Below are 12128 nucleotides of genomic sequence, written 5' to 3' on the forward strand. Positions count from 1 at the left end.
CTCACTCTCGATTAATTGAAATGTTGGAGTACAAAGCTCGGTTGGCGGGAATCACAGTAATTGTGCAGGAAGAATCCTACACATCCCGCTCCAGTTTTTTAGGTTTAGACCCAATTCCTGTTTATGGAAAAACCGAAAAAGAGCCTGTGTTTACAGGTTTGCGGATTAAGCGGGGTTTGTACAAAACATCGACTGGTCAGCTAATTAATTCTGATATCAACGCTTCGTACAACATCCTCAGAAAAGCAATCCCAAATGCCTTCAGCACTCTTGATAGGGAGCTGCGTACTTGGGCCGAGGCGGGTTAATCCGCTCAAAGTAAAAGTGAAGGGGGAGGGACTTGAAGCCTCCCATGTCTATAAATGACTATACTTTTACCAGCTATTAGATATAAACTAGCTTCAAATCCACAGACAACATCATCCTATCTTCAATTTTTTGTTTGACGGCCGGTGTCACCTGACAATTATCCGTGTTGAGACATTCCACCAACAAGTTTTGGGCATAGTAATATTGTTTCAGCACAGTTTTCTGTGGCGGGCGAAAGTCTAAATTGTAGCCGATCGCCCTTGTGAATTTTTCCAGCCAACTTTTGCCATACTCTTTCCGCCACTTTTTCCAATGGTGCACATCAGGCATTTGACGCTGAAATTGTTGCAGTAGTTGTTTGAGTTCCGGTTCAATATCCAGCGTCAATATCCCAACCAAAACACCAGTCAAATCACCGTAAAAATTGTGTTTCCCCCTGCCGCTAACATCCACAAATTCCACATTTTTTCCAGCTTTTTCCAAACACTTCCGCAACTGGCAAACTTGCGATTTATCAAACTCCCGACTCGGATCGAGGACTCGAGTCAAACTCAAAGCCAGGACACAAACCAAGGCAACATAAAAAGCCCGAATTTCCGCCCCTTTGAAATTATTTTCCGCTGACACCGATTTGTGATTTGCCCAGATTAGCAACTGCTGCAAACTTTCGTTTTTAGCCACCATACTGTCAATCTTGTCTTGCATCAGCAGCAAAAGTTCGTCAGCAGGTTGCAAAATACCTGCTGTTCTCAAAAATTCATTTTTCCACTTTTTGTCCGCAATCCTGCTAACAAATTCTGGCAGCGATTCCGGGTTGGCCGTGTCAATCAGATATTCTGATTGAGAGTCGGTTTCCTCTATTAGTTCGTCAACTGCGGTTTTGATAAAGTTATCTACCAACCAGTCGCTAGTCCGCGATAAATTGCTCTCCAATTCCAAGTAATGACTGCCTAATTTTGCATGAAAGTCTTTAGGAAAAATCTGTTTTGCCACTAACAGATTTTTCCAGCAAACTAGCTGGCTGGCGTTGCGTTCGGGAAAGCGCTTGTACAAATAGTCGATCGCGATCGCCTCTAGAATCCCCGCACCCAGGATTTCCCGCCGCTTGAGTTCGTTTCCGGGCGCGCGATCGGGCTGCTGAGTTAGATCGATATGCTGGCTGAGTGTCGGTTCTAGCGATCGCTGAATCAGCCAATTTGCCGCACGGCAAAAATTCCGGTCGAACTCCAAGTAAATCGCACCAAACAAAGCCTCAAAAGTCTGGCACAAAAAATTGTTGTCCTCGCTTTTGTCTGTTTCGTTCCCCCTACCTGCTGGCCGACTGAGTTCGCTCAATTTTAAATTTTGTGCTAATTCCGCAACTTTTTTCTGGTCTGCAAAACGACTTTTTAGGGTCGAAATACAATCGCAGTTGAGATCGGGATAGGTGCGGTACAGGTAATCGGTAACAACAGCACCAAAAATTGCTCCGCCCAAGAGTGACAGCCGTTGGTGCTTCACATTTTGCCCTGTGGCACCGCCAGTCTGCCAAGGGCCGGTCAAGGCAATTTCCAGCAGTTCGGTTCGCCCAAACTCCTCCAGGTCGATCGCTACTTTGACTGCTTCAACATCTACCTGATTGATTTTTATCTGCTCTAATTCTTTTTCACATTTTTCCCACTTTTCCAACCAATCACCGCCTGCATCTTCCACGTACAAATCAACAAAATCTACCCCGTAATTTAGCCAATCATCCTGCATTTTTCTGGCTGCTTCCAGTTCTTCCCAGACTTCTTGCAAGTTGCTTTCCACGGTGGTTTTAGCTTGTACTGTCATAGTATTGATTTTGATTTAATTTGATTTTTTTTCCAACAATTTTACTGCAATTCAATCAAATCTCTATTCAATTTATACCGAGTTGCTAGTTAGCCAACTCTTATTGATTGTTTGGGTAAATGTTCCCGTGGTTTAGCGTATCTAGTACCTGTTGCCTTTGGGAAAAAAGAGTCAACAATCGCCTAAAAACCTCGGTATTTGTCGATTATCCCCTACTGCCGAACCCCCTGGCATCCCCCGAATCGTTGCGGGTACGCCAGAAAATGCTGTTCTCCCCCCCTCTTTTTGTAGGGGGGCGCGGAGATAATCGCGTCTAATAATTAAACAGCAGATTCCTACTGTGTTTGACGTTAAATTGACACCTATGCCTGTTGCCACAGTCTGGCAGAATAACCCTCCGGCCAACATAAAAAAGGAGAAAAAATCTTAGCGTAGCCTTCCCTTTGCAGAGAAGCAGACTGAGGCTTAGGTTTTTGCCATTGTCGAGAATTGTGCAATATGTTAGGCAAGTCAAAATTTCTTGTTCACCGAGTTTTTAGCAGTGGAACTATTCTCAGCAGCAGCAGATGTGGTAGATTTACGGGAACTTCAGGTAACGACCTGCAGGCAAATTATCGCTATTATATAATGCAATGTTAACTAACTGGTTCAGGAAATTTGCATCGTTACTATCATAACTTAAAAATAGTCCTCTGTCAATCCCCCAATCTCGAAGAGTTTGTTGCCATTTTTGATATTTTTGTTGAGAAAACTGATCCGAAAGAGTAGTGACTTGAATGCAGAGGGGCTGCTGTTGGCGGCTGCTAACGATCGAATCGGTTGCCATAGAAAGATCCGCAACATAGCGATACAAAACAGTGCCTTGGCGTTCGACAATCCGGGCGGCGATCGCCCGAATCACTAAATCGTCAGCCGGATCGAATTCACCAGCCTTGAGTTTTTGTTTCCAGATCAAAAATTTGCGATCGTTTTCACTCAGCCATTTAGGAAATAAATAGCCGTACCAATACCTTTCCCCCGGAGTCATCAATTCAAAAGCGGCTTGTTGTTCTATTTCCGAAGGTAGAGATTTAACTGCCAGCCAAACCTGAGAATCTCGGATAAGCTGTAGCAAAAAAGCCATCACAAATTTCTTAGCAGTTAGCGAACCGGGTTTAACATCTTTCACCCAGCGATTGATTTCATCCAATCTTCTCGCCAAACTCGGATCTATTCGATCTGCCGCGCTAATTAGAGAGTTGAGCTTATCCTTAATCTCTTGTGCTTGCAAGTGACGACCTACTGTACAGATTAAACCAGAATTGTGTGACACCTCGATTTTATTATAGAACCGCACCCAATTTTCGCCGCTCATTCAGTTGAACAGATCAGACTTGTTGCCAAATTCCCAATCGGGAATTTTTCACCGCACATCGACGCGGATTGACGCAGAGCGATATGGGGTTTCGCAAAATATCTATTTTGAATTGTCCAGTGCCTCGGAAGTGAAAAAAGTTGCTAACAATAATGTTAAGTCATCATCGGTGCGATCGCACACACGAGGCGATCGCAAAAAAGACTCTAACTGCTGTTTGGCATCTGACTCTTCTTTTGCTTCGGCAGAAAACCGAAACAAAGGCGCAAAAAACGGCTGATGCGGCGTACCTTCCGGGATTTTGAGAGCTAGCATTTGCAAGCCATCGGAAAACACAGCCAAGTGCCGCAGTTGTTCCCGCATTACCTGAAATTGCGCTGTTTCGATCGCATTTGGCGAAACCAAAAAGATGGTTTCGTTGATATATTCGCCACAGGGAGGTACAGTCAGGGCGATCGCATTTCCGGCACTACCGCCCGCCACCGCCGCACCGTCGCCAATTTGAGCAACTGCGATTAATTCCGGCGTAGCAACAACCGCAATCAAAGTGCAGGCTAAATCCCTCGCCGCCACTCCCCGCACAGCCGCTTCTGCTTCCACCTGCGCCCGCGCGACTTGCAGAGAATCCGTGAAAAATACCTGCCATTCGTCATCACTTTCAGGCTGCAAATCCTGTTGACAAATCCTTTCCACAACCGCTTCCACAGCAATTTTTGCCCCCACTTCTGCCAGTGCAGCCGAACCCGCGCCGTCAGCCACTGCTGCTACCAAAACACCGTTAGACAAGACGCGCCAACAGTGGGCATCTTGACAGGGCTGCGATCGTTTTTCATGGCTCGTACCAGTCACGGATGCCGCTACAACCTGCCAATTACTCAATAGTTCAGATTCGTTAGTCATTAGTCATTAGTTATTGGTTATTAGTTATTGGTTATTGGTTATTAGTTATTGGTTATTGGTTATTAGTTATTGGTTGGTTGTTGGTTATTGGTCATGATAATCAAGAAGCAATCTAGATTGAACTCTTCCATAAAGGAATCAAAAAAAAATCTTAGTTCGTGTTTCTGCTTGACAAATTTTATCATCAATTATTAGTTTTTGTTTATTTCGTAAAGAGATTTGTCATAAATCTATTTCCATTAATAACAACCAACAACTAACAACTAACGACCAACAACTAACAACTAACAACTAACAACTGACTAAACTGTCCCCCATCCAGGTGGGGGTAATGCTACTTGTTCGTCAATTTTTGAATGAGAAACTCTCTGCATACTAGCCGACAGCCAGATGAACATCTCTCTAAAGTCTAATCCTCTCAATTTTACAGGCGTGCGCTCGACAATTTCCGCGAGACGGGAGATATTAGCACCTTCGACTCCGACAGCAAAAAAAGCCACGCGCTTGTTAGTTTCTTCCTCTTTAATCCGCTGTGCTGCTATTTCCACAACATCATCTGATTCGCCTTGAGGTTCGCCGTCGGTAATCATAAATACCCACGGGCGGTAGTAAGTAATGCCGTTGTTGCGGTATTCTGATTTGCGGGCGGCAATGGTATCTAGTGCTAGCTGAATGCCTGCGCCCATGTGGGTTTGTCCTTGAGCTGTCAGCAGCGGTGTCTCGAACCCGTCGGCGGTCACGAAGTCTTGCACGACTTTGATATTATTGTCAAAGGAAATAATCGCGACTTCGACTCGCTTTTTAGCTAGTTCGTCTTTAATTAAGTCGTTCCTAAAAACTTCCAGCCCCTCATTCAAGGCATCTATGGGTGCGCCTTGCATGGAGCCGGAGGTGTCCAGCAGGAGGACGCAGGGACAGCGCGGCTCTGGGTTTTCGGCAAATTCTACGGCTTCGTCTAGTCTCATGGTTCGGGGTTGACCTGGGAGTGGCTCGATTTCTAAGTTTGTTACTTTCTACCCTAGCAAGTAGGTGGCATATTTAACTCAATCTGCCGGCTGGCGATCGTATTTTACCATTTACCTGAATCGATTTGAGATTTTTGATTAGAGATTAGAGATTTTAGAATTGGATGTCTGCGGTCAAAAAAACAAATTCATTCCTGCCTGTGGTAATGTAGACTAATAGCATTACTGCAAAATAAGGATAAATCTTATGATTGCAACAGTCACGAAAAAATTAACCTTTGACCAATTCCTTGTAGAATGTCCAGAAGATGGACTCTATGAACTGGTCAATGGAGAAATTGTAGAAATGAATTCCACCAGAAATCATGATGATGTTGCTGATTTTACATCGGATTCATTTAAAGATGAAATTAAACGGCTAAACTTAAATTATGTTGTCAGGCTCACGCCAGTTATCAAAACTGTAAATAAAGCCGGCGTTGAACAAGGGCGGAGACCGGATGTCAGCGTCATCGATCGCGATTTGTGGCGCTCGAACCGTTCGGCTTATGCTGCGTTGCGGGAACCAATTCAATTGGCAGTTGAGGTAACATCGACGAATTGGGATGACGATTATATCGACAAACTGGACGAGTACCAGCGTCTCGGAATTCCTGAGTATTGGATTGTCGATTATTTAGCAATCGGCAGCAGGGAATTTCTGGGAAATCCCAAAGTTCCAACTGTATTTGTTCACCTTTTGGATGCAGACGGTAACTATCAAAGAAGCGCGTTTAAAGGCAGCGAACGAATTGTATCGCGGACTTTTCCTGAATTAACGCTGACAGCAGAAGAGGTGATGAACGTTTAACTTCCGTTAATCCAGCTAGCCAGAGTTTTCTCCATAAAAAATCACTGAAAATATGAAATCTGTTTCTGAAAAAAAAGCTATTAGTCCTTGGAACTACAAACCTTGGTGGTGTCAGCCTTGGTCGATTCTTTTAACTGGCACGAGTCTGATTGGCGGTAGTTGGTTTTTGTTGAAAACTGTTTGGATAACTGTTTTAGTAGCGATTCCTTTATTAGCCTGGATGGGTTTTTTCTTGTTGGTTTGGCCGAGGTTGATGCTGTCTAGCGGTGCTTTAGATTCTCATTCAGATTAGGTTGTGGGGCGATGAACAATTTGAGTAATGTATTCCCATAATCACTCTAGGTTTATAGCCTACCGGGTGTGTCGCCCGCGATCAATGTCACTGAATATCGACAATCTCACGGCGACGCACCCGGTAGGTAGGTGTGTCGCCGTGACCAATCTAAATCGCTACAATTTATTGTTGGGTTGGTAAGAGCTAGGGTGTTGGTGGTGCGTCGCTCGCTTGATTGTCGATTTTTATTGATAGATTTTTAATGGCGACACACCCTACGGCTCATTCAGATTAGATTTTCGTAGTGGTGCGTTTGAGTAAGGTGCGCCACTAATGCTCTAGGTTTATAGCCGAGTCTAGATCCCCCTCGCATCCCCCTTAAAAAGGGGGAATTTGAGCCTTTCCTATCTCCCCTTCAATCAGAGAGAATTTGAGCATTTCTTGTCCCCCCCCTTAAGAAGGGGGCGCCAAGGAGATCGATGGCCTAACGATCGAGCAGTGTTTCGCGCCTTACAATAACTCTACACTTGCGGGTAATAGTCTTGAATTGCTTTCACTTGCATCGGATTGGATTTGAGCGATCGAATTCCTGCTGCTGTGGCTTTGGCACCGGCTATTGTGGTAATAATCGGGATTTTGTAAGTCAAAGCTGTACGGCGGATAAAGATGCCGTCGGCGCGGGATTCTTCGCCGGAAGGTGTGGTGATAATTAGTTGAATTTTCTCATTCTTGATTGAATCCAACAAATTTGGCCGCCCTTCGTGCAGTTTCAATTCCAAATCTACATCTAAACCTTGCTCTCGCAAAACTTTGCGTGTCCCGTGAGTTGCTACTACTTTGAAACCTAATTCTAAGAATTCCTTGACAACCGGTACAACTGCTAGTTTATCGCGATCGCGCATTGAAACCAGCACGACTCCCAACAACGGCATCAATTGTCCCGCACCGAGTTGAGCTTTGGCAAATGCTTTGCCAAAATCTGTGTCAATCCCCATGACTTCGCCAGTAGATCGCATTTCGGGCCCTAGCAAAGTATCTGTTCCTGGGAACTTAGCAAACGGTAGCACGGCCTCTTTTACGGAGACGTGAATCGGTACAATCTCTTTCGTAAAACCTAAAGCTTCTAGAGTTTTTCCGGACATGACTCGCGACGCGATTTTTGCGAGGGGAACTCCGATGGCTTTCGATACAAAAGGCACTGTGCGAGAAGCGCGCGGGTTAGCTTCCAGAATGAAAACTTCCTTTCCTTGAACCGCAAATTGAATGTTCATCAACCCAATCACTTTTAGGGCTTTTGCTAATTCTATTGTCTGGCGGCGGATTGTTGCAGCAGCAGCGTCGGAAAGGGTTTGGTAAGGGATGGAACAAGCAGAGTCACCGGAGTGGATTCCGGCTTCTTCGATGTGTTCCATAATACCGCCGATCGTGACATTACCAGTCGTATCGGCGATCGCATCTACATCTACCTCGATCGCATTTTCCAAAAACTTGTCAATTAAAATTGGATGTTCCGGTTCTACCAGCACCGCGTAGGTCATGTAACGTTCCAATTCCGTATCGGAATAAACAATTTCCATTGCTCGCCCGCCCAACACGTAACTCGGCCGCACCACTACCGGATAACCAATGCGTTGAGCTACAATCAAAGCATCCTCAAAACTGCGCGCCAAACCGTTAGCCGCTTGCTGAATATCCAACTGTCGCAGAATTTTTTCAAATCGTTCCCTGTCTTCAGCAGTATCGATCGAATCCGGCGAAGTCCCCCAAATTTTTGTTTGTACGTCGGGATGATTTTCGAGAGCTTTTTGTAAAGGTATTGCCAATTTCAGCGGCGTTTGTCCGCCAAATTGAATAATTACTCCTTCGGGATTTTCCGCCTCGATGATGTTGAGAACATCCTCTTTGGTTAGCGGTTCAAAATACAGGCGATCGCTCGTATCGTAATCTGTCGAAACCGTCTCTGGGTTCGAGTTGACCATAATTGTCTCAAACCCGTCCTCGCCCAGGGAATAAGCAGCATGACAGCAACAGTAATCAAACTCTATTCCCTGTCCGATCCGGTTCGGCCCGCCGCCTAAAATCATCACTTTTCGTTTAGTAGAAGGCAAAACTTCTGAGTCGGGTGCGAGACTGTGACCGACAGGCGAAATTTTCTTTTCTTCATCGCCCAATTCCCAAATTGCCGCTCCTACTTCGTAGGTGGAATAGTAATAAGGTGTAAGCGCTTCAAATTCAGCCGCGCAGGTATCGACTGTTTTGTAAACCGGCACTACGCCTAACTGTTTGCGGTAGGCGCGGACTCGATCTTCCGATGTTTTGGTGGCGTAAGCAATTTGGCGATCGCTAAATCCCAACTGCTTTACTTCAAACATTGTCTCTTTTGTCAACTGATCGAGCGCTGTTCGTTTCAAGAACTTCTCGGCGTTCAACAATTCCTGCATTTTATCCAAAAACCAGGGGTCGATTGCTGTGAGCTCAAAGATATCTTCCACCGACATTCCCATCATCATCGCATGGCGAACTGTAAAAATGCGTTCGGGATTTGGCGTCCGCAATCCGGCGCGAATTTGTTCTAAACTCGGCAACTTTTCTGGTTTGTCGCACCCGAAACCCGCGCGGCCGGTTTCCAATCCTCGCAGCGCTTTTTGGAAAGATTCGTTGAAGCTGCGCCCGATCGCCATTACCTCTCCCACTGACTTCATTTGCGTTGTCAGAGTCGGTTCCGAACCGGGAAACTTTTCAAAAGCAAATCGGGGAATCTTCGTCACCACGTAGTCAATTGTCGGCTCAAAAGACGCGGGAGTTTTCTTGGTGATATCGTTGGAAATTTCGTCTAGGGTGTAACCTACGGCTAATTTTGCCGCCATTTTGGCGATCGGGAAACCGGTTGCTTTTGAGGCTAAGGCGGAGGAACGCGAAACCCGGGGGTTCATTTCAATGACGATGAAATCTCCGTTGACTGGATTGACGGCAAATTGAATGTTTGAACCGCCAGTTTCAACTCCGATTTCGCGGATAATTTTAATCGAAGCATCCCGCAGGCGCTGATATTCTTTGTCGGTGAGAGTTTGAGCCGGCGCGACGGTGATTGAATCGCCGGTGTGCACGCCCATCGGGTCGAGATTCTCGATCGAACAAATAATCACCACATTATCTGCCAAATCCCGCATCACTTCCAGTTCGTACTCTTTCCAACCGATCAAAGATTGTTCGATCAAAATTTGCGATACCGGACTAGCATCAACGCCGCCTTGGGCCATTTCTTCAAACTCTTCTTGATTGTAAGAAATGCCGCCTCCCGTGCCGCCCATTGTAAAAGCCGGACGGATAATTAATGGATAACTGCCGATTTGGTGGCCGATTGCTTTGGCTTCATCAAGATTGTTGGCTATTCCCGAAGGGCAAACGGCGACACCGATTCGCGCCATCGCTTCTTTAAATAACAAACGGTCTTCTGCCATTTCAATCGCTGGCAATTTAGCGCCAATTAACTCGACATTGTATTTTTCCAAAACGCCATTTTTAGCAACTGCAACGGCTAAATTGAGCGCTGTTTGACCGCCCATTGTCGGTAAAATTGCTTGAGGTTTTTCTTTGGCGATGATTTGTTCGAGGATGGCCGGGGTTAGAGGTTCGATGTAAATGCGATCGGCTGTTTCCGGATCCGTCATAATTGTGGCAGGGTTGGAATTCACCAACACTACTTCATAACCTTCTTCTCGCAAAGCTTTGCAAGCTTGCGTCCCCGAGTAGTCAAATTCGCACGCTTGGCCAATGACAATTGGACCGGAACCAATCAGAAGAATCTTTTTTAAGTCTTGACGACGGGGCATAGGTTCGTAATTGGTAATTGGACAAGATTAACGATAAATTTGACATTTTGCACCAATTTGGACGAGTCGGAGCCTGAAACTGGCAACTTTCGCAGCCCGGGGAAGCCCCGCCCCGAAGAGTTCGATCGCAAAATGGTGCAACATATCATTAAGTCCAAACTATTTTAATTGTTGTTGGTAATATCGTGTTGTATAATACAAATCCGTTCCTAAAATGCTTTTAGTGTTCCGCCGCTGCTGGTTTGAGCCGATGTACAAGGCTTCTGAGTCGATCGTACACTCTGCTCTACACCAAATAAATCTTTTTATGGGGAAACACGCAGGATGCCTGTTCCACACCTGATAAATCTTTTTATGGAGAAACACGCAGGATGCCTGTTCCCCAAAACAGGCAGTAGTAGGGTGCGTCAGCCAAGAGCAGCCCCCGAGAGGCAGAGAAAATAACGCTTCCTGACGCACCCTACTACTGGTAGTCATCAGTGATTCCCAATTCTTTAATCCCCAATCCCCAATCGCCAATCGTCTTACCTTTGTCGATTTTTCAGGTAGCTCTTAATTTTTGTTGTCGGTTCCATCAGCCACGGCTCCCATCTTTTGTATTTTACCTTTAGCCTCGAAAGCCAACCAGAATTATTTTTAATTCGGCTCAGTTCGTCCTTAAACGGTGTCTGAGACAACATCTCCAGCCATAATTTATTAGGTTGCGGGCTTTCCCAAGGTTTCGGACTGGAGATAAAGTGCATCACTCTGGTGGACGTATCCTCCGTATCGGGATTGTTCCATATCTGCTCTAATTGCTTCCACCTTCCCGCCAAAACCGAATTTGACGTTCCCTGGTCGCAATCGCACCAAAGGTTTACCCTAGCGTTTTCTAGCATTTTTTCTGAGAGTTTTTCTGACTCCCAAAGCTTCAGATTGAAAACTAAAAGACCTGCATTGAAATAAGGCTTTTTATCTGCGGGATTGTTCGGATTTCCCCAGACATTGAGCGCTGCTGCTACGGGCATTCCTTCAAAGTCTAAGTTCCACAGCGGCTCTAAACTACCCAGAACAATCATGTCGCTGTCGAGCCAAATCAGCCGTTCTTTTGCCTTAGTATATTTCTCCGGTTCCAATCTCGCGTAAGTCAGCTTAGAACCCGACAGCGACAGCAATCCCCCGTAATTCGGTTTAACTTCTTCCCATTCAATCTCGTATTTGCAGCACTTCTGCAACTTTTCGCTTTGCTGTGTATTTATACCTGTTGATACCACAGTAATATTGACGGGCAAATTCGGATCTTCAGTAATATTGAGTTCTATGGACTTCAGCAGCGCTGCTATCCCCAAAATGTAATTGTGATCGCCAATAATGGATAGGTTCATTCCACTCACTGATGAAAGTGTATATAAAATAACCCTACCATAATTTTTTTGAAGTCAAAGCCCATCGCCAGTTAATAGAACTTGGCTGAAACCGAGTTTCTGCACAAGCCCTAAAATTTAACGCTCCAACGGCTAGGGAGCGCGCTGCACCGCAGAATTAGCTGTTACAGCGGAATTTCTAACCTTTTGGCGGCGGTTGGCGGCGAATCAGGACGCTGACCACTTTTTACAGGCCCGGCGGCTGGCTGCTGGCGACGACCATCGCCGACTGCAGCAAATCCCAGCCTGTAAAAAGTGTGTATAGTTTGTAACACCGCTGTGGGGGAACCGACAACAGATATCCGCACGACTTCTTGTTCGGATACTGCACAGCCGTCATATCGATTTTAGATTTGGGATTTTAGATTTTAGATTGTCCTGAGAGTTTAGTCGGCGTAGCCTACAAGTTTCTGCGATTACTTTCC

10 protein-coding genes and 1 pseudogene are annotated in these 12128 nt (G+C 45.6%); 3 read left to right on the forward strand and 8 right to left on the reverse strand.

All coding sequences use genetic code 11. The features are described from left to right. A pseudogene (locus IQ270_RS23190) lies at positions 1 to 366 on the forward strand (zinc ribbon domain-containing protein); the annotation flags it as partial. 18 nt (positions 367 to 384) lie between these two features. On the opposite strand, the gene IQ270_RS23195 reads toward IQ270_RS23190, so the two are convergent. The 4 genes from IQ270_RS23195 to IQ270_RS23210 form a co-directional block, all read right to left on the reverse strand. Next, positions 385 to 2124, reverse strand: coding sequence for a ribonuclease III domain-containing protein (locus IQ270_RS23195; RefSeq protein WP_193975555.1), 1740 nt, complete (start codon positions 2122 to 2124; stop codon positions 385 to 387). 577 nt (positions 2125 to 2701) lie between these two features. Next, the gene (locus IQ270_RS23200; protein WP_339384285.1) at positions 2702 to 3436 is read right to left on the reverse strand and encodes a hypothetical protein; all 735 of its coding nucleotides are present in this window, start codon (positions 3434 to 3436) and stop codon (positions 2702 to 2704) included. A gap of 144 nt (positions 3437 to 3580) precedes the next feature. After that, entirely contained in the window at positions 3581 to 4378 is a 798-nt protein-coding gene (locus IQ270_RS23205; protein ID WP_193975556.1) for a PP2C family serine/threonine-protein phosphatase, read from the reverse strand. A 302-nt stretch (positions 4379 to 4680) separates the two neighbouring features. Then, positions 4681 to 5343: a VWA domain-containing protein gene (locus IQ270_RS23210; RefSeq protein ID WP_193975557.1), complete on the reverse strand. Its 663-nt coding sequence runs from the start codon at positions 5341 to 5343 to the stop codon at positions 4681 to 4683. A 247-nt stretch (positions 5344 to 5590) separates the two neighbouring features. Here IQ270_RS23210 and IQ270_RS23215 point away from each other — a divergent pair, with 247 nt between their 5' ends. Together IQ270_RS23215 and IQ270_RS23220 are read left to right on the forward strand one after the other, a co-directional pair. After that, positions 5591 to 6193 carry a Uma2 family endonuclease gene (locus IQ270_RS23215; RefSeq protein WP_193975558.1) on the forward strand — a complete coding sequence of 201 codons (603 nt, stop codon included), beginning with the start codon at positions 5591 to 5593 and terminating at the stop codon, positions 6191 to 6193. Between the two features lie 52 nt (positions 6194 to 6245). Then, the gene (locus IQ270_RS23220; RefSeq protein ID WP_193975559.1) at positions 6246 to 6485 is read left to right on the forward strand and encodes a DUF6737 family protein; all 240 of its coding nucleotides are present in this window, start codon (positions 6246 to 6248) and stop codon (positions 6483 to 6485) included. Between the two features lie 503 nt (positions 6486 to 6988). On the opposite strand, the gene carB is transcribed toward IQ270_RS23220, so the two are convergent. From carB to IQ270_RS23240, 4 genes are all read right to left on the reverse strand, one after another. Then, on the reverse strand, positions 6989 to 10300 hold the full coding sequence (carB, locus tag IQ270_RS23225) for a carbamoyl-phosphate synthase large subunit (protein WP_193975560.1): 3312 nt from the start codon (positions 10298 to 10300) through the stop codon (positions 6989 to 6991). 159 nt (positions 10301 to 10459) lie between these two features. Further along, positions 10460 to 10777 (reverse strand): hypothetical protein, encoded by a 318-nt coding sequence (locus tag IQ270_RS23230; protein ID WP_193975561.1) that lies wholly within the window; start codon positions 10775 to 10777, stop codon positions 10460 to 10462. Between the two features lie 47 nt (positions 10778 to 10824). Continuing rightward, positions 10825 to 11664, reverse strand: coding sequence for a glycosyltransferase (locus IQ270_RS23235; protein ID WP_193975562.1), 840 nt, complete (start codon positions 11662 to 11664; stop codon positions 10825 to 10827). 164 nt (positions 11665 to 11828) lie between these two features. Further along, positions 11829 to 12011: a hypothetical protein gene (locus IQ270_RS23240; RefSeq protein WP_228056620.1), complete on the reverse strand. Its 183-nt coding sequence runs from the start codon at positions 12009 to 12011 to the stop codon at positions 11829 to 11831. Between the last annotated feature and the right edge of the window lie 117 nt (positions 12012 to 12128).

The organism is Microcoleus sp. LEGE 07076 (assembly GCF_015207455.1).
Lineage (GTDB): Bacteria > Cyanobacteriota > Cyanobacteriia > Cyanobacteriales > Microcoleaceae > Microcoleus.